Origin of the sequence: Pseudomonas rhodesiae (assembly GCF_007858255.1) — a bacterium.
Taxonomy (GTDB): domain Bacteria; phylum Pseudomonadota; class Gammaproteobacteria; order Pseudomonadales; family Pseudomonadaceae; genus Aquipseudomonas; species Aquipseudomonas rhodesiae.
The window spans coordinates 73,805-91,393 of sequence record NZ_VFEU01000010.1; the positions used below are offsets into that span (position 1 = coordinate 73,805).

The 17,589-nt window shown below is 60.9% G+C and carries 14 protein-coding genes; 6 read left to right on the forward strand and 8 right to left on the reverse strand.

From position 1 onward, the window contains the following. The first annotated feature begins 5 nt into the window (after positions 1–5). Positions 6–1,313 (forward strand): protein kinase, encoded by a 1,308-nt coding sequence (locus FIV35_RS16320; RefSeq protein ID WP_034138722.1) that lies wholly within the window; start codon positions 6–8, stop codon positions 1,311–1,313. 169 nt (positions 1,314–1,482) lie between these two features. Here FIV35_RS16320 and FIV35_RS16325 read toward each other — a convergent pair whose 3' ends face one another. Together FIV35_RS16325 and FIV35_RS16330 are read right to left on the reverse strand one after the other, a co-directional pair. Further along, entirely contained in the window at positions 1,483–2,190 is a 708-nt protein-coding gene (locus FIV35_RS16325) for a YebC/PmpR family DNA-binding transcriptional regulator (protein ID WP_034098834.1), read from the reverse strand. 100 nt (positions 2,191–2,290) lie between these two features. Next, on the reverse strand, positions 2,291–3,148 hold the full coding sequence (locus tag FIV35_RS16330) for a LysR substrate-binding domain-containing protein (protein ID WP_034098836.1): 858 nt from the start codon (positions 3,146–3,148) through the stop codon (positions 2,291–2,293). Between the two features lie 110 nt (positions 3,149–3,258). On the opposite strand from FIV35_RS16330, the gene FIV35_RS16335 reads away from it, so the two are divergent. From FIV35_RS16335 to FIV35_RS16345, 3 genes are all read left to right on the forward strand, one after another. Then, the gene (locus FIV35_RS16335; protein WP_034138633.1) at positions 3,259–4,389 is read left to right on the forward strand and encodes a 2-aminoethylphosphonate--pyruvate transaminase; all 1,131 of its coding nucleotides are present in this window, start codon (positions 3,259–3,261) and stop codon (positions 4,387–4,389) included. Continuing rightward, complete coding sequence (gene phnX, locus FIV35_RS16340) at positions 4,386–5,213, forward strand: phosphonoacetaldehyde hydrolase (protein ID WP_034138634.1); 828 nt, start codon at positions 4,386–4,388, stop codon at positions 5,211–5,213. The genes FIV35_RS16335 and phnX overlap by 4 nt, the downstream gene beginning before the upstream one ends. Before the next feature lie 113 nt (positions 5,214–5,326). Then, positions 5,327–5,884 carry a cytochrome b gene (locus tag FIV35_RS16345; protein ID WP_034138635.1) on the forward strand — a complete coding sequence of 186 codons (558 nt, stop codon included), beginning with the start codon at positions 5,327–5,329 and terminating at the stop codon, positions 5,882–5,884. Here FIV35_RS16345 and FIV35_RS16350 read toward each other — a convergent pair. After that, entirely contained in the window at positions 5,874–6,764 is an 891-nt protein-coding gene (locus tag FIV35_RS16350; RefSeq protein ID WP_034138636.1) for a 1-aminocyclopropane-1-carboxylate deaminase/D-cysteine desulfhydrase, read from the reverse strand. The genes FIV35_RS16345 and FIV35_RS16350 overlap by 11 nt on opposite strands. Positions 6,765–6,822: 58 nt before the next feature. Then, a complete protein-coding gene (locus FIV35_RS16355; RefSeq protein WP_034138637.1) occupies positions 6,823–8,862 on the reverse strand; it encodes an NADPH-dependent 2,4-dienoyl-CoA reductase in 2,040 nt (679 codons plus the stop codon). A gap of 211 nt (positions 8,863–9,073) precedes the next feature. Between FIV35_RS16355 and FIV35_RS16360 the strand changes: the two genes are divergently transcribed. Continuing rightward, positions 9,074–10,204, forward strand: coding sequence for a carbon-nitrogen hydrolase family protein (locus tag FIV35_RS16360; protein WP_034138638.1), 1,131 nt, complete (start codon positions 9,074–9,076; stop codon positions 10,202–10,204). A gap of 4 nt (positions 10,205–10,208) precedes the next feature. Continuing rightward, positions 10,209–11,243, forward strand: a complete 1,035-nt coding sequence (locus FIV35_RS16365; RefSeq protein ID WP_034138639.1) for an AraC family transcriptional regulator — start codon at positions 10,209–10,211, stop codon at positions 11,241–11,243. Between the two features lie 313 nt (positions 11,244–11,556). Here the strand turns inward: FIV35_RS16365 and FIV35_RS16370 are convergent, their stop codons facing one another. The 4 genes from FIV35_RS16370 to lon all read right to left on the reverse strand — a co-directional run bounded on the left by FIV35_RS16370 (position 11,557) and on the right by lon (position 17,460). Then, positions 11,557–12,369: a DUF2242 domain-containing protein gene (locus tag FIV35_RS16370; protein ID WP_034138640.1), complete on the reverse strand. Its 813-nt coding sequence runs from the start codon at positions 12,367–12,369 to the stop codon at positions 11,557–11,559. A 168-nt stretch (positions 12,370–12,537) separates the two neighbouring features. Next, positions 12,538–14,412 (reverse strand): SurA N-terminal domain-containing protein, encoded by a 1,875-nt coding sequence (locus FIV35_RS16375; RefSeq protein WP_034138641.1) that lies wholly within the window; start codon positions 14,410–14,412, stop codon positions 12,538–12,540. A 230-nt stretch (positions 14,413–14,642) separates the two neighbouring features. Then, positions 14,643–14,930, reverse strand: coding sequence for an HU family DNA-binding protein (locus FIV35_RS16380; RefSeq protein WP_221034285.1), 288 nt, complete (start codon positions 14,928–14,930; stop codon positions 14,643–14,645). 133 nt (positions 14,931–15,063) lie between these two features. Further along, positions 15,064–17,460, reverse strand: a complete 2,397-nt coding sequence (gene lon / locus FIV35_RS16385; RefSeq protein WP_034138642.1) for an endopeptidase La — start codon at positions 17,458–17,460, stop codon at positions 15,064–15,066. Positions 17,461–17,589 lie beyond the last annotated feature (129 nt).

Genomic DNA, 17,589 nt, shown 5'->3' on the forward strand with positions numbered 1-17,589 from the left:
CGTTCATGACTACCCTCGCCCAACTCAAGGCCGGCCAATTGGCCGGTATCACGCGCCTGGATCTTTCCTGCGGGCTCACCGAGTTTCCTCGGGAAATCTTCGAACTGGCCGACACCCTGGAAATCCTCAACCTCAGCGGTAACGCCCTGAGCCGCTTGCCGGACGACCTGCATCGCCTGCCGCACCTGCGCGTGCTGTTCTGCTCGGATAACGCCTTCACCGAACTGCCGACCTGCCTGGGTCAGTGCGCGAAATTGAGCATGATCGGCTTCAAGGCCAACCGGATCAGCCAAGTGCCCGCCGCCGCCCTACCGCCGCAACTGCGCTGGCTGATCCTCACCGACAACTGCATTCGCCAGTTGCCCGAGGCGTTGGGTGAACGGCCATTGCTGCAAAAGCTGATGCTGGCCGGCAATCAACTGGAGCAACTGCCACGCAGCTTGGCTCAGTGCCACAACCTTGAGCTGATCCGCATCGCCTCCAATCGCCTCACCCACCTGCCGGACTGGCTGCTGTCACTGCCAAGCCTGACCTGGCTGGCTTATGCCGGCAACCCAGTGGAAATGGCAGTGCAAGTCCAGGCAGACGACACCACGCCGAATATTCCCTGGGGCGAATTGGCATTGGCCGATGTCCTTGGCGAAGGGGCTTCCGGCGTGATCCACAAAGCCTTGTGGAAACCCCAGGCCCTGCCGGTGGCGGTCAAGCTCTACAAAGGCACGATTACCAGCGACGGTTCACCGCTGCACGAAATGCAGGCGTGCATCGCCGCCGGGCGGCATCCCAACCTGATCAAGGTGCAAGGTCGCGTAGTCGGCCACCCCGATGACCAGGCCGCCTTGGTAATGGACCTGATCGAGCCGAGCTACCGCAACCTGGCCGCCCTGCCCAGCCTGGCGTCCTGCACGCGCGATATCTACGCGCCCGACACCCGCTTGAGCGTCGACGTCGCACTGCGCATAGCCCGTGGCATCGCTTCGGTGGCGGCGCATCTACACCGTCACGGCATCACCCATGGCGACCTGTACGCCCACAATATTCTGTGGAACGCGACGGGCGATTGTTTGCTGGGGGACTTTGGCGCGGCGTCATTCCATGCCGTGGCGGACACCGTGGAAACCCGGGCATTGCAGCGCATCGAAGTGCGGGCCTTCGGGGTGTTGTTGGGGGAATTGCTGGAGCGGATCGAGGGGGAACCCGTAGATGCGGCACTGGTGGCGCTGCAGGCGCGCTGCTGTCAGCCGGACGTGCTGGCGCGGCCGGGGTTCGAAGAGATCGAGGCGTTGCTGCACGCCATCTGCAACTTTGACTAATTAAGGCAATGTCAGAGAGGGGCTCCAAAACAGCTCGGATAGAAAATTACACAGTGCCCGCTTAGCTGGCGGGTGTTAGAGCAAGCCCATCCAGCCTTTGATATTCACTGCCTGCCTGGATCAAAATGTGGGAGGGGGCTGGCCCCCTCCCACCTTGCTCAGCCGTCGATCAGCCCGCCAGGCCGACGAACATGTCCTGCACGTCGTCGTGGTTGTCCAAGCCTTCGAGGAAGGCTTCGACTTCAGCCATCTGCTCGTCGGTCAAACCACTCACCGGATTCTTCGAGATGTAGCCCAGCTTGGCCGATAGCACGGTGAAGCCTTGCTCCGGCAGGGCTTTTTGCACGGCGTCGAGGTCGGTGGTTTCGGTGATGAACAGGGTGGTGCCCTCTTCTTCGCCGTCCTCGAAATCCTGGGCGCCGGCTTCGATGGCGGCCATTTCAGGATCGGCGTCCGGGCTGTCCGGCGAGGCCTCGATCAGGCCGACGTGGTTGAAGTCCCAGGCTACCGAACCGGAAGCGCCCAGTTGGCCTTTGCGGAATGCCACGCGGATTTCCGCCACGGTGCGGTTGATGTTATCGGTCACACACTCGACGATCAGCGGCACCTGATGGGGCGCGAACCCTTCGTAGGTCACGCGGTGGTATTGCACGGTTTCGCCGAGCAGACCGGCGCCTTTCTTGATGGCGCGGTCCAGGGTTTCCTTGGGCATCGAGGCTTTTTTGGCCTGCTCCACCACCAGACGCAGGTGGGCGTTGGTCGCGGTGTCGGCACCGTTGCGCGCGGCGATGGTGATTTCTTTCACCAGCTTGCCGAAGATTTTGCCTTTGGCATTGGCTGCCGCTTCTTTATGTTTGACTTTCCACTGTGCGCCCATGACTCGCTCTCTTCTCGTCCATCGCGCCGAAACGTCTACTGGCCGGCGCTTTGGGGGCAGAGTTTATAGCGCGAGAACGCATCGTTCCACCAAAAAACCGTCACGGCGCCAGCTCGAAAAACGCTTGGATCAGGCGCAGGGAACGACGTCGCTCCATGCAACCGAGGCTGTGCCGGTTCAGTAGCCCGGCGCCGCGGATCGGCACCGCCCGCACCCGCGGGTCTTGGCTGACCTCCATCGACGACACCACGCCGACGCCCAATTGCGCGGCGACCGCCTCGGTCACCGCCTCACGGCTATCCAGTTCCAGCAGCACCTTGGGCTGCACAGCGGCGGCTTGGCAGGCGGCATCAAAGGTGCGGCGGGTGATCGAACTGGGCTCGCGCAGCACCATGATCACCTCGTCGAGTTGCTTCAGCTCGATGCCGTTGGGCAGTTCCGTCCATGGGTGGCTGGACGGGACCAAGGCGCAGATATGCGATTCGCCCAAGGGCTGCAAATGCACGCCATGGCGGGGTTCCACCTCGGTCAGCACCGCCACATCGGCATGCTCGGCCAACAGCGCGGCCAAGGTCTCCTGAGCATTGCCCAGCCGCAGGTTGACGGTGATGCCCGGGTACCGCGCGCGCAGGCTGGCGATCATCGGCATGACCAGGTGCGGACCGTCCGCCGCTACTTCCAGGCGCCCGCTGAGTAACTGGCGATTGGCTTCGAGCAGGGCCTGGGCCTCGTCCACCAGACCGAAGATCGCCCGGGTGATCGCCGCCAGCCGCGCGCCCTCCTCGGTCAACTCGACCCGCCGCGCCGTGCGGCGCAACAGCGGAATCTGGTAGTGCTCCTCCAGGGCCTTGATATGCCCGGTTACCGCTGGCTGGCTGATAAACAGCCGCGCCGCCGCACGGGTAAAGCTGCCCTCGCGGGCCACGGCATCGAATGCACGCAGTTGAAACAGGTTCATGCTTATCGGCCTCGCTGATAGCTCGCATAACAACAAACAATTTGATTGATATCACGCCAAACCGCAACGTAAGCGCCGTAGATTCAACCCAACGCTGAAGAGAACCCACGATGCTCCCTACCGCGCCGATGCTGTTGACCCCAGGCCCTCTGACCACGTCTGCCCGCACCCGCCAGGCCATGCTGGTGGACTGGGGTTCCTGGGATGAGCGCTTCAACCAACTCACCGCCAGCGTCCGCGCGCGGTTGCTGGCAATCATTCATGGCGCCGACAGCCACCACTGCGTGCCCTTGCAAGGCAGCGGCACCTTCGCCGTCGAGGCAGCAATCGGCACCCTGGTGCCACGGGATGGCAAGGTGCTGGTGCTGATCAACGGCGCCTACGGCAAACGCCTGGCGAAGATATGCGAAGTGCTCGGCCGTGCATTCAGCACTTTTGCAACCGCCGAGGACGAACCCACCACCGCCGCCGATGTGGACCGCCTGCTGCACGCCGATCCGTCGATTAGCCATGTCGCGCTGATCCATTGCGAAACCAGCACCGGCATTCTCAACCCGCTGCCGGCCATCGCCCAGGTGGTAAAAAGCCACGGCAAGCGCTTGATCGTCGACGCCATGAGTTCCTTCGGTGCGCTGCCGATCGATGCCCGCGAAGTGCCGTTTGACGCGCTGATAGCGGCCTCAGGCAAGTGCCTGGAAGGCGTGCCGGGCATGGGTTTTGTCTTTCTCGATAAACAAGCGCTGGCCGCTGCTCAAGGCAACTGCCACTCCCTGGCGATGGACCTTTTCGAGCAGCACCGTTACATGGCCGAAACCGGCCAATGGCGCTTCACCCCGCCCACCCATGTGGTGGCGGCCCTGCACGAAGCGCTGCTGCAATACCACGAAGAAGGCGGCCAGCCCGCGCGCCATCAGCGCTACGCGCACAATTGTCAGACGCTGCTTGAGGGCATGGCCGAGCTGGGCCTGCGCAGCTTCCTACCGGCGGCGATCCAAGCACCGATCATCGTCACCTTCCACGCCCCGCAACACTCGCGCTACCAGTTCAAGGAGTTCTACGAACGGGTCAAGGCCAAGGGTTTCATCCTCTACCCCGGCAAATTGACCCAGGTGGAAACCTTTCGCGTCGGCTGCATCGGCCATGTCGACGCTACCGACATGCGCGCCGCCGTAACCTCCATCGCCCAGGTATTGCGCGCCATGGACATCCCTCTTCTCTCTGCGTCTGGAGTACCCGCATGAACTATCAAAACCCCACCAAACTCCAGGCCGTGATCCTGGATTGGGCCGGCACCGTGGTCGACTTTGGCTCCTTCGCGCCCACGCAGATTTTTGTCGAGGCCTTCGCCGAGTTCGGCGTGCAGGTATCCATCGACGAAGCCCGGGGCCCGATGGGCATGGGCAAGTGGGACCACATCCGCACCCTGTGCAATCAGCCGCAGGTTGCCGAGCGCTACCGCCAGGCATTCGGGCGCACGCCCACCGATGACGACGTTACGGCCATTTACAAGCGCTTTATGCCCCTGCAGATCGAGAAGATCGCCGAGCATTCGGCGCTGATCCCCGGCGCGCTCGATACCATCGCCACACTGCGTGCCCAGAACATCAAGATCGGCTCCTGCTCCGGCTACCCCAAGCAGGTGATGGACAAAGTGGTCGCCCTGGCCGCGCGCAACGGCTACGTCGCCGACCATGTGGTCGCCACTGACGAAGTACCCAATGGCCGTCCATGGCCCGCCCAGGCCCTGGCGAATGTGATCGCCCTGGGCATTGACGACGTGGCAGCGTGCGTAAAAGTCGACGACACCGTACCGGGCATCCTCGAAGGCCGCCGCGCCGGCATGTGGACCGTGGCGCTGACCTGCTCTGGCAATGCGCTGGGGCTGACCTATGCGCAATTTCGCGCCCTCGACGCCGCCACGCTGGCCAGCGAACGCAGGCGAATCGAAGCGATGTTCGAAGGCTCGCGGCCCCACTACCTGATCGACACCATTAACGACCTGCCGGCGGTCATCGCCGACATCAACCAACGCCTGGCCCGCGGTGAAATGCCGCAAAGCCACTGATTGAGGTCAAAACAACGCTGTCGCAGCGGACAAATCCCTGGAAACAGGCATACAGTAGAAATACTTCGTCACAAAAGAACGAAGGCATGCCCTGACCAATGAGGATCCCAGCGATGCCGTGGAAAAATTCCGATACGCGCTACAGCACCATGTCGATTGCGCTGCACTGGTTGATGGTGGTGCTGCTGGCGGTGGTTTACGCCTGCATTGAGCTACGCGGGCAGTTCCCCAAGGGCAGCGGCGCACGCACGTTGATCGTGGAAATGCACTTTATGTTCGGCCTCACCGTGTTCGTGCTGGTGTGGCTGCGCCTGTTCGCCCGGAGCCTGGGGGTCGCGCCAAAGATCATCCCCACCCCGCCGCCATGGCAGAGCCTGCTGGCCACACTGATGCACTGGGCGCTGTACGCCTTGATGATCGGCATGCCGATTGCCGGTTGGCTGATCGTCAGCGCCGAAGGGCATTCAGTGATGTTCTATGGTCTTGAGCTGCCACCGCTGATCGCTGAAAACAAGGCGTTGGCCAAAGAGTTCGAAGGTTGGCATGTGCTGTTCGGCAAAATCGGCTACTGGCTGATCGGCCTGCATGCGCTGGCGGGAATCGTGCACCACTATGTGATTCGCGATAACACCGCGCTGCGGATGATGCCGGGTAAGCGCGCTAACCTGTGAACCCGCGACGGCCCTGCAAGCCACCGGTGTGCACAAAGATCAGACGCGTGCCGGGCGAGAACCGCCCGGCCTCGATCTGCTGCTTCAACGCCAACAGCGCCTTGCCGGTATAGAGCGGCTCCAGCGGCAGGCCAGTGGCCCGTTCGGTGGTTTGCATAAAGTCGAGCAATGCAGCGTCGGCCTTGGCGAACCCACCGCGGCTGGCCTCCAGCAATTCGTAGCCCCCGGCCACAATCGCCCCCACATTCTGGGCCACGCCGTGATCATCCGGCACCGCCATCGCACCGTACACCGGGTGGGCGCCCGCTTCTGCCAAGGCCAAACCTGCCAGGGTCGTCCCCGTGCCGGCGGCCAGCCACCAAGCGTCGTAAGCGTCCCAACCCAGCTTGCTCAATTGCCCACGGACCTGCTCCACCAGCACCGCGCAACCCAGCGCACCGGGGAGCCCGCCGCCGCCTTCGGGCACCGGATACAACTGCGGGTATTGCTCACGCCACGGCAACCAGAAGTCCGCCCCGTGACGCGCGCGATAGCCGGCGTAGCCCAGCCAATGCAGGTGCATGCCAAAGGCTTTCAGGTCGAGGACGGTGGGGGTGTCTTGAGGATGGCCGCGCAACAGGCCGACAGTGGCGAAACCAAAGCGCTCACCCGCTGCCGCCAAGGCATGCAAATGGTTGGAGTAAGCCCCGCCCAGGCTGATGATGCCACGGGCACCGGCCTGCTCTGCCTGCCTCAAATGCTCGGTGAGTTTGAACCACTTGTTGCCGCTGATCAGGGGGTCTATACGGTCCAGGCGCAGCACAGCCAGCTCGATGCCGTTCAGCCAATCGAGGTGCAATGGTTCAAGGGGAGCGATGGGAAGCCAATCGAAGGGGCCCATGGGGGTGGATCTGCCTGGAAAACGGGGCGGTAGTCTAGCACCGCCCCGGCTCAGGGCATTACAGCTCGGCGGCGAGGCGCGAGCCTTGGTTGATAGCGCGCTTGGCGTCCAGCTCGGCCGCCACGTCCGCGCCGCCGATCAGGTGCACGTTCTGCCCAGCGGCGACCAGGCCGTCGTGCAAGTCGCGCAGCGGGTCCTGACCGGCGCAGATGACGATGTTGTCCACCGCCAGCAACTGCGGCTCGCCCTCGGCACCGATACGGATATGCAGGCCTTGGTCATCGATCTTCAGGTACTCGACGCTGTTAAGCATCTGCACCTGCTTGTTCTTCAAGCCGGTGCGGTGGATCCAACCAGTGGTCTTGCCCAGGCCATCGCCGACCTTGGAAGCCTTGCGTTGCAGCAGGAACACTTCTCGCGCCGGCGCATGGGGCTGGGGCTTGATACCGGCCACACCGCCACGGGCCTGCAGTTGGGTGTCGATGCCCCATTCCTTCCAGAACGCCTCACGGTCCAGGCTGGTGGACACGCCCTGATGCACTAGGAACTCCGATACGTCGAAGCCAATGCCGCCGGCGCCGATCACCGCCACGCGCTGGCCAACCGGCTGGCGTTCAAGGATCACGTCCAGGTAGCTCAGCACCTTGGGATTATCGATCCCTGGGATAGCCGGGGTGCGTGGCGCAATGCCGGTGGCCAGGATGATTTCGTCATAGCCGCCGGCCGCCAGTTGCGCAACGTCCACGCGAGTATTGAGGCACACCTCGACATGGGTGGTCTGCAATTTGCGTTTGAAGTAGCGCAGGGTTTCGAAGAATTCTTCTTTGCCTGGCACGCGCTTGGCGATATTGAACTGACCGCCGATCTCGCTGGCGGCATCGAACAGGGTCACTTGGTGCCCACGCTCGGCGGCCACCGTCGCCGCCGCCAGACCGGCGGGGCCGGCACCGACCACGGCAATTTTCTTGATCTGTTTGACCGGCAGGTAGTTAAGCTCGGTTTCGTAGCACGCACGGGGGTTGACCAGGCAGGTGGTCAGCTTGCCGCCGAAGGTGTGATCCAGGCACGCCTGGTTGCAGCCGATGCAGGTGTTGATCTCATCGGCACGCCCGGCGGCCGCCTTGTTGACGAACTCGGGGTCGGCAAGGAACGGCCGCGCCATCGACACCATGTCGGCATCACCTTCGGCCAGGATGCGCTCGGCAATCTCCGGGGTATTGATGCGGTTGGTGGTGATCAGCGGGATCTGTACCGCGCCGCGCAACTTGGCGGTGACTTTGCTGAACGCGCCACGCGGCACTTTAGTGGCAATGGTCGGGATGCGTGCTTCGTGCCAGCCGATACCGGTGTTGATGATGGTCGCACCGGCCTGCTCGATGGCCTTGGCCAGTTGCAAGATTTCTTCCCAGGTGCTGCCACCTTCCACCAGGTCGAGCATCGACAGGCGGAAGATAATAATGAAATTCGGCCCCACCGCTTCGCGCACACGACGCACGATTTCCACGGCCAGGCGCATGCGGTTCTCGTAGCTGCCGCCCCAACGGTCGGTGCGGTGGTTGGTGTGCGCGGCGAGGAACTGGTTAATGAAGTAGCCTTCAGAGCCCATGATTTCTACGCCATCGTACTCGGCGACCTGAGCCAGCCGCGAGCAAGTGACGAAATCCTGGATCTGTTTTTCGATGCCTTCCTCGTCCAACTCCTTGGGCTTGAACGGGTTGATCGGCGCCTGGATCGCGCTCGGTGCCACTTGCTTGGGGCTGTAGGCATACCGCCCGGCGTGGAGGATCTGCATGCAGATCTTACCGCCCGCCGCATGCACCGCTTGGGTCACGATTTTGTGCTTCTGCGCTTCTTCCTCGGTGGTCAGTTTGGCCGCGCCGGCGTACACACCGCCCTCATCGTTGGGGCCAATACCGCCGGTGACCATCAAACCCACGCCACCCCGGGCGCGCTCGGCGAAATAGGCGGCCATGCGCTCGAAACCGCCGGGTTTTTCTTCCAGGCCGGTGTGCATCGATCCCATCAGGGTACGGTTGCGCAAAGTGGTAAAGCCCAGGTCCAACGGGGCCAGCAGGTGCGGGTAAGCAGCGGCGGTCATGGTACAGCTCCACGGCAGGTCATCACGGGACGTGGCCGGCTCGAATGGCCAACCATCGGTTTATGCCCCACAGACTAAGAGGCGGTTACCGACTGCTCAATGACTGAAACTGACAAGTTATTGATCCAAATGTACAGCGCCCCTTGGCAAGCCAAGGCATGGGCCCTACCCTAGACGCCGAACCCAGCACCCGGTCTGTTGTCTGTTGCCCATGCGTAAACTTCTAGCGTTCACCGTCACCCTGGCCCTGGTTGCCGCCGTCACCGCGTATCTGGTCTGGACCCAGGAGCGCCCTGTGGCGCATTACCTGTCGGACCTGCGCATCACCCTGGCCGTCAACGAAGGCGTACCAGCCGACCGAGGCAACCTACTAGGCATCCAGCCGGAGTTGTTTCCCGCCGACTACCAGAGCCTGGAACGCCTGCACCTGAAACTCGCTGCGTATCTGCAAAACGCCCGCGACCAAGGCTTGATCAACGACAAGACCATTGTGGTGCTGCCCGAACACATCGGCACCTGGCTGATGCTCACCGGCGAAAAGAACGAAGTCTATCAAGCGCTGCACCTCAAGGAGGCTATGAACTGGCTGTCGATCAGCAACCCGGTGCAGTTCCTGCGCGCCTGGATCAGCGCCACCGGCGCCGACCGCATGGACGACGCCTACCTGCGCATGAAAGCGCCCGCCATGGCTCGCGACTATCAGGTACTGTTCGGCGGGCTGGCCAAAGAGTTCGGCGTGACCCTGGTGGCCGGGTCCATCGCCCTACCCAACCCGAGCATCAGCCAACGGCAACTGCAGATCGGGCACGGCGCCCTGTACAACGCCAGCGTGGTATTCGCTGCCGACGGCTTGCCCATCGGCGATCCCCAGCGCCAGCTCTACCCGATCTACGACGAGCGCGAATTTATCCAACCAGGTGACGAAAACGTAGTCAATGTGGTGGACACGCCGGCGGGTCGCCTGGGCATATTGGTGGGCAGCGACAGCTGGTACCCGGACAATTACCGCAAACTCAATGACAGCGGCGCCCAGTTGATCGCCGTGCCGGCATTCGTGCTTGGCCGCGAGACCTGGGACCGGCCATGGCGCGGCTTCAAGAGCGTTTCCACGCCGCCGGAAGTCAGCCTCAAGCCCGAGGAACTCAGTGAGGGCGAGGCTTGGCGCCGGCTCACGCTGATCAGCCAGCAACCCGTCAGCCAGGCCAGCGCCGGTATGAGCGTATTTCTACGCGGGCAGTTCTGGGACCTGGGCACTGCGGGGCACAGCTTCCTCAGCAGCAACGGCCAGATCACCGCCGATGGCGACGCCCGTGGCGCGCGCATGCTGAATATCTGGCTGTAACGCTGTGAAACCAGTGCGTCTGGGGGACTTGTCGGTGGGCTTCGTGCACACCTTGGCCGACGCGGTGCACAGCCATGGCCTGGACCCGCAACCCCTGCTGCTGCAATACGGCCTCGACCCGGCGCGATTGGCCGAAGCCGGCGCGCGGTTGTCGATCCCCCGCTATATGCGTCTGGGCCACGCCGCCATACAGCTCACCGGCGACCCTGCCCTGGGCCTGCGCATGGGCCAGCTCAGCCGTCTGAGCCAGGCTGGACTCGCCGGTGTCACCGCCGCTCAAGCGCCCACCGTGCGCGAGGCCGCACGCACGTTGACGCGCTTTGAGCCGCTGTACGGCTCCAACTACCGCGGGCAATCGAGCTTTCACGAGGACGCCCAAGGCGCTTGGCTGCGCTTCTACTCCATCAGCCCGTATAACGCCTACAACCGCTTTGTGGTCGACTCGATCATTGCTGGCTGGCTGCATCAATTGTCCAGCCTGGCCCTGCAACCGGTGCAGGCCCAGCGGATCGAGATCGAATTTCAAGCCCCCGACTACAGCGAACGCTATAGCCTGCTGGGCGATAGCCCTGTGCAATTCGGTGCTGATCTGAACCAACTGCGTCTGAGCCAAGCCACCCTGGCCCTGCGCAACCCGCAACATTGCCCAAGTACCTGGCACCTGTTGCTGCAATTGTGCGAACGGGAGTTGGAGCAGTTGACCCGCACTCGCAGCCTGAGCGAGCGCATTACCCGTTTGCTCGGGCCTATGCTCAATGGCGGTCGGGAACCCGACCTGGAAGAAGTGGCGGCACGCTTGAAGCTGCCGACCTGGACCCTGCGACGCAAACTGGCGGAAGAAGGCACCCAGTTTCGCGCAATTCTCAATGACACCCGCCGCGATCTGGCCATGACCTATATCCGCGATACGGAACTGGCCTTCGGCGAAATCGCCTACTTGCTCGGGTTTGCCTCAGCCCAGGCCTTTCAACGCGCGTTCAGGCGATGGAACAACCAGACCCCAGGGGAGTTTCGCCGCAGTCAGCGGCATTCCGCCTAAGGTCGGTGTTACAGCTCGGTGGCATCGTCGGCCGGATCCAAAGGGTCCAGTTCAAACGCCTGATACTCCAACAGCTCTTCTTGATAATCGTCCATGGTGTGCTCCCTGTTTTGGATGAGAAAAGCCGGTGTAGAGCGGCCTTAGCAAATGACCCGCATATTCAGCCTAAAGTGCCGTGATGACGAAAAAAAGTCAGCGCCATGACGTTTCTGCACTTGAGGATTAAACGTAGCAGCAGGTCGGTGATTTAGCCCAGGGAGGCAGTGGAGGCACTCGCCGCTACGGGATCAGCGTCGATCCCGTAGCGTGTTGATTACTGTGCAGGCGTAGGCAGCGGGGGAATGGCTTCTGTCGGCGCGGGCAGGTCGGGATTGGTCGGCGCGGGAGCCGGCGTAGGTTCTGGCGCGGGGACTGCTTCGGGCGCCGCCTGAGGCGCAATCGGCGCGGGTTCTGCCGGTGGAGCGAGCGGTTGCGAGGCGGCAGGCTCAGCTGGCTGATCCTTGGGCGCCTCGACTTTCTCGGCGGCCGGCTCGGTTTTAGGCTCTGGCACCCCCAGTTCAGCCTTCGGCTTCTCCGGAATATGCTCGGCCTTCTTCACTTCCTGGGGCAGGAACACGTCCACCAGCGCAAAGTAGCGCTCATAGAACTTGGGCGCGGACACCGTTTCACTGGCGACCTTGACCATGGAGTCATCGGTGGAGCCGATCGGCATCGACACCGAACCCAGCACCCCCACTCCCAGGCTCGCCGAGTTGTTAACCTTCTTCAGCGCGTAGCGGTCCTGCAAGGCGTTGGCAAACATCGTTGAATGTTTCTTGCCTTTGCCGTCGTCGGCACACACCACGTTGAAACTGATCTGCAAATGGGTTTCGCCACTCTGCTGGAAGCTCTTGTTGCCCACCACCAGTTTTGGGTCGCTGCTGGTGATGATGTAGCCCTGGCTCAGCAACGCACGCCGTGCGGCTTCGCACGCTGCCACATCGCTGACTGGGTAGTCCCGGGAAAAGGTGCCGGAATCGTCGAAGTTCTCATGTTCATAAATAGCGGTCTTGGGTGACGAGCAGCCCGCGGCGCCCGCCAACACCAACGCCAACCCGAGGCTGCGCAAGTGAAATGATGTCGACATTGATAATCCTGAGGAAAACGATCTGGGCGGTATTGTGCAACAGAACGGGGGGCAGGCGCGCGTATTCCTGTCGGTAAAACGTCACAGGTTGACTACGCCCCCCTGAACGAACACCCATGAAAAAGCCCCCGGACTTTTCAGGCCGGAGGCTTTTTGTTCAAGCCGGCATCAGTATTTCTTGATGTCAGCCTTGGTTTCCAACTGTTTACGATAAGCCGCGAAGTCCTGTTGACCGACACGGGAAGCGAGGAAGCGGCGGTATTGCGCCTTTTCTTCGTCCGATGGGGCAGCTGCTTCGTTGACACCGTTCAACCGCACGATCATCAGGCTACCATCGGCCAGGGTCACGGTGGTGAAGGTCGGCTTGTCCTTGGACGCAGGCTTTGGCATGCGGAACAAGGCTTGCAGCACGGCAGGATCAATCCCTTCCTGGCCACGGGTAGCCGCTTCGGTAACTTTCCACGCCTGACCGTCAATCGGCTGGTTCAACGGGGTCTTGCCATCACGCAGGCTGGCAATCAGCTCGTCGGCATGGGTCTTGGCCGCCGCGCTGGCGCGCTCCTTGGTCATCTGAGCACGGATTGCCGTGACAACGCTCTCCAGCGGCAATTGCGCAGGTTTGCGGTGCTCCTTGGCACGCAGCACGATGATGGTTTCAGGGTCCAGCTCGATGGCGCTACTGTTAGCGCCTTCATCCAGCACTTCCGGGCTGAATGCGGCGGTCACCACGGCCCTGTTAGCCGCGACCCCTTCACCGCCGTCACGGCCAAATGGCGCCGAGGTGTGCACAGTGAGCTTGAGGTCAGACGCCGGCTGAGCCAGGTCGGACGCTTCGAACGCCGCATCCTCCAACTGCTTGGTGGCTTCGACGAAACGCTGCTCGACCTGCTGAGTCTTCAGCTCGCGGGTCAGCTTGTCCTTCAGGCTGGCAAAAGTCGGCACCTCAGGTGCTTCAACCCCCAGCAGCTTGATCAAGTGCCAACCAAAGGTGGTGCGCACCGGTGCCGAGACCTGGTCTTTGTTCAACGCGTACAGGGCGGTTTCGAAATCCGGATCGTAAACGCCAGGGCCGGCGAAACCGAGGTCGCCGCCGTTGCTGGCCGAACCAGGGTCCTGAGAGAACTCCTTGGCCAAGGCTTCGAACTTCTCACCTTTGGCCAGGCGTGCCTGGATTTCTTCGATTTTCGCTTTCGCCTGAGCGTCGGTGACCTTGTCGTTGACTTCAATCAGGATATGCGCGGCACGACGCTGTTCAGCGAGGTTGGCGATTTCCTTTTGATAAGCCGCCTGCAGCTCATCGTCCTTGACGTTGACCTGATCAAAGAAGGACGACTTCTTCAACTCGAGGTAATCGATGACCACTTGGTCAGGGGTCATGAACTCTTTGGCGTGCTGATCGTAGTAGGCCTTGACCTCCTCGTCGGTCAGCTTCACCGCTGCAGGATTGGCCTTGATGTTGACGGTGGCGAAATCGCGGGTCTGTTTCTCCAGACGGGCAAAAGCCAGCACCTCGGCGTCGGTTACGAAACCACTGCCGGCGATACCTGCGCGAACCTGGCCGATAAGCATTTCTTGCGTCAGCATCTGACGGAATTGCAAACGGGTATAGCCCAGTTGACGAATCACCTGATCAAATCGTTCTGGACTGAATTTGCCATCCACCTGGAATTCCGGTGTCTGCAGGATCACCTGATCCAGCGCGGCTTCAGAGAAGCCAAACTTGGAATCGGCGGCACCTTGCAGCAGCAGCTTGCGATCGATAAGACCCTTGAGGGCCGCCTCGCGCAGCAATTTTTCGTCCAGCAGCGAAGCATCGAAATCTTTGCCCAGCTGTTGCATCAGCTGGCGCCGTTGCATGTCGACGGCCTGGCTCAGTTCGGTCTGGGTGATGGTTTCACCGTTGACCTTGGCCACGTCCTGCTTGGTGTTGGTCGAAGCCTGGAAAATCGCTTCGATACCGGTGAACGCCATCAATGCGACGATGATCCCGATAATGGTCTTGGCAATCCAGCCTTGTGAATTGTCCCTGATATTTTGCAGCATGCGTCCCCCAGAAACGGTTGAACTTCAAAAATTGGCAACCGTGGAGCGTGGGTAGAGTCCGGATAGAAGAAAGGCGCATCCGAGGATGCGCCTTCTCGTAACTGGCGGAGCGGACGGGGGTTTGAACCCACACCCCCGGCGTGGCGACCCAATGGATACGTGGGTCAGCTGCCGCTCCGCTGCCAGGCCAGACCTGCGTCTGACCCGGGTAGGTAAGGCTTGATCGAAACTTAGTTGACGGCTTCTTTCAGGGCTTTACCGGCTTTGAAACCTGGTTTCTTGGCAGCAGCGATTTGCAGTGCTTTGCCAGTCTGTGGGTTGCGGCCAGTGCGAGCTGGGCGGTCAGTCACAGAGAAAGTACCGAAGCCTACCAGTACCACGGAGTCGCCGGCCTTAAGAGCGCCAGTGACGGATTCGATTACTGCATCCAGCGCACGGCCAGCAGCAGCTTTCGGGATATCAGCGGATGCAGCGATAGCATCAATCAGTTCCGACTTGTTCACTCTAAGTCCCCTTATATATCTATTGAGTATGATTCTAAGTTTTTTGGTGAAAGCAAAAACCAGTGCTGAATGGCCTACAGACACTTAAGAGCCGCTTTATAACAAGGGCTCTAAAAAGCTGTCAAGGAAGCCTCCAGGCTTATTCGCATTAATGCGTGCTAATTCTTTCCTTGGAATCAGACTCTCGTTTTTCGTCCTTAGCAACTATCTCCGGGGCCACATCCGGCAAGGGCTCCGGCGCGTATTGCAGCGCAATTTGCAGGACCTCGTCAATCCATTTAACGGGTTTAATCTGAAGATCTTGCTTGATATTGTCAGGAATTTCCTTCAAGTCGCGAACATTCTCTTCAGGAATGATCACGGTCTTGATTCCACCACGGTGCGCGGCAAGCAATTTCTCTTTCAGACCACCAATGGCCAATACTTGACCACGCAGAGTAATTTCCCCGGTCATAGCTACATCAGCGCGTACCGGAATACCGGTCAATGCCGACACCAGCGCGGTGCACATGCCCACGCCGGCGCTTGGACCATCCTTCGGGGTCGCCCCTTCCGGCATATGGATATGGGTGTCGTGCTTCTCATGGAAGTCCAAGGGGATCCCCAGGCTCCGAGCGCGACTGCGCACCACGGTCTGCGCGGCGGTGATGGACTCGACCATCACATCCCCCAGGGAACCGGTCTTGATCAACTGGCCCTTGCCAGGGATCACCGCAGCCTCAATGGTCAGCAGCTCACCCCCCACTTGAGTCCACGCCAAACCCGTCACCTGCCCGACCTGATCCTGCTGCTCAGCCAGCCCGTAACGGAATTTGCGCACGCCCAGGAAGTGCTCAAGGGAGTCGGCCGTCACCTTCACCGCGAAGCGTTTTTCCAAAGCATGCTCTTTGACCGCCTTGCGGCAGATCTTCGCGATCTGGCGCTCAAGCCCCCGCACACCGGCCTCGCGGGTGTAGTAACGCACGATGTCGCGAATCGCTTCGACCTCGAACTCAATCTCGCCCTTCTTCAGGCCATTGGCCGATGTCTGCTTGGGCGCGAGGTACTTGACCGCGATGTTGATCTTCTCGTCTTCGGTGTAACCCGGCAGACGAATCACCTCCATCCGATCCAGCAGCGCCGGCGGAATATTCATGGAGTTGGAGGTGCACAGGAACATGACGTCGGATAAGTCGTAATCGACTTCGAGGTAATGGTCGTTGAAATTGTGGTTTTGCTCAGGATCGAGAACCTCGAGCAAGGCCGAGGCCGGATCGCCACGCATGTCGCTGCCCATCTTGTCGATTTCATCGAGCAAGAACAGCGGATTGCGCACGCCGACTTTGGTCATCTTTTGAATCAATCTTCCTGGCATCGAACCGATATAGGTGCGGCGATGGCCACGAATTTCCGCCTCATCCCGCACGCCACCCAGAGCCATACGGACGAATTTACGGTTGGTGGCATTGGCGATGGATTCGGCCAGAGAGGTCTTGCCCACGCCAGGCGGCCCGACCAGGCACAGCACCGGCCCGCGGATTTTCTTCACGCGCTTCTGTACGGCGAGGTATTCAAGGATGCGCTCCTTGACCTCTTCAAGGCCGTAGTGGTCGGCGTCGAGAATGTCTTCGGCGCGGGCCAGGTCCAGGCGCACCTTGGTCTGAGCCTTCCACGGCACCTGCACCAGCCAGTCGATGTAGGAGCGCACCACGGTGGCTTCGGCCGACATCGGCGACATTTGCTTGAGCTTGTTCAGCTCGGCGGTGGCTTTGGTCAATGCATCTTTAGGTAGACCTGCGGCATCGATGCGCTTTTTCAGCTCTTCGATTTCGTTGTGGCCTTCCTCGCTGTCGCCGAGCTCTTTCTGAATGGCCTTCATCTGCTCATTCAGATAGTACTCACGCTGGCTGCGTTCCATCTGCTTCTTAACGCGGCCACGAATGCGCTTTTCAACCTGCAGCAGGTCGATTTCAGCGTCCAACAGCGCCAGCACATGCTCGACGCGAGCCGGCAGGTCGATGATTTCGAGGATGTCCTGCTTCTGTTCGATCTTCAGCGCCATATGGGCAGCCATGGTATCGACCAGGCGGCTGGGCTCATCAATGCTATTAAGAGAAGATAGGACTTCAGCCGGGACCTTCTTGCCCAACTGTACATACTGCTCGAATTGCGAGAGCAGACTGCGTACGAACACTTCAGACTCGCGCTCCGGGGCCTCAATCTCATCGATCAACGCCACCTCGGCACGTAGGTGGCCATCCACCTCCATGAAGCGTTCCACCGCGCCGCGTTGCTCGCCTTCCACCAGCACCTTGACGGTGCCATCCGGCAGTTTGAGCAATTGCAGAACAGTAGCAACAGTGCCGACCCGATACAGGGCGTCTTCGCCTGGATCATCATCAGCTGGATTTTTCTGGGCCAACAGCAGGATCTGCTTGTCGCCCGTCATCGCGGCCTCGAGGGCTTCGATAGACTTCTCGCGCCCCACGAACAGCGGGATAACCATGTGCGGATAGACGACAACATCACGCAACGGCAGGAGAGGCAATTCGATGGTGGTCTTCATGATTTCGCCTCTATGACAGTTCAAAAGTAAGCATGAAGCCAAGATGGGGGCTGCATGCAAAAAAAACAAGCTTATTGCCGGCAGTTAAACGCAGTAAGAACCTACAAAAAAACAAAGGGGCCCCTGGAG

Excerpts from the sequence above, each read along its gene's own strand:
- FIV35_RS16335 (WP_034138633.1), top strand. The coding sequence starts at position 3,259 with ATGCTCCCTACCGCGCCGATGCTGTTGACCCCAGGCCCTCTGACCACG.
- FIV35_RS16350 (WP_034138636.1), bottom strand. The coding sequence starts at position 6,764 with ATGGGCCCCTTCGATTGGCTTCCCATCGCTCCCCTTGAACCATTGCAC.
- FIV35_RS16370 (WP_034138640.1), bottom strand. The coding sequence starts at position 12,369 with ATGTCGACATCATTTCACTTGCGCAGCCTCGGGTTGGCGTTGGTGTTG.
- FIV35_RS16320 (WP_034138722.1), top strand. The coding sequence starts at position 6 with ATGACTACCCTCGCCCAACTCAAGGCCGGCCAATTGGCCGGTATCACG.
- FIV35_RS16355 (WP_034138637.1), bottom strand. The coding sequence starts at position 8,862 with ATGACCGCCGCTGCTTACCCGCACCTGCTGGCCCCGTTGGACCTGGGC.
- FIV35_RS16330 (WP_034098836.1), bottom strand. The coding sequence starts at position 3,148 with ATGAACCTGTTTCAACTGCGTGCATTCGATGCCGTGGCCCGCGAGGGC.
- FIV35_RS16360 (WP_034138638.1), top strand. The coding sequence starts at position 9,074 with ATGCGTAAACTTCTAGCGTTCACCGTCACCCTGGCCCTGGTTGCCGCC.
- FIV35_RS16375 (WP_034138641.1), bottom strand. The coding sequence starts at position 14,412 with ATGCTGCAAAATATCAGGGACAATTCACAAGGCTGGATTGCCAAGACC.
- FIV35_RS16325 (WP_034098834.1), bottom strand. The coding sequence starts at position 2,190 with ATGGGCGCACAGTGGAAAGTCAAACATAAAGAAGCGGCAGCCAATGCC.
- lon (WP_034138642.1), bottom strand. The coding sequence starts at position 17,460 with ATGAAGACCACCATCGAATTGCCTCTCCTGCCGTTGCGTGATGTTGTC.
- phnX (WP_034138634.1), top strand. The coding sequence starts at position 4,386 with ATGAACTATCAAAACCCCACCAAACTCCAGGCCGTGATCCTGGATTGG.
- FIV35_RS16345 (WP_034138635.1), top strand. The coding sequence starts at position 5,327 with ATGCCGTGGAAAAATTCCGATACGCGCTACAGCACCATGTCGATTGCG.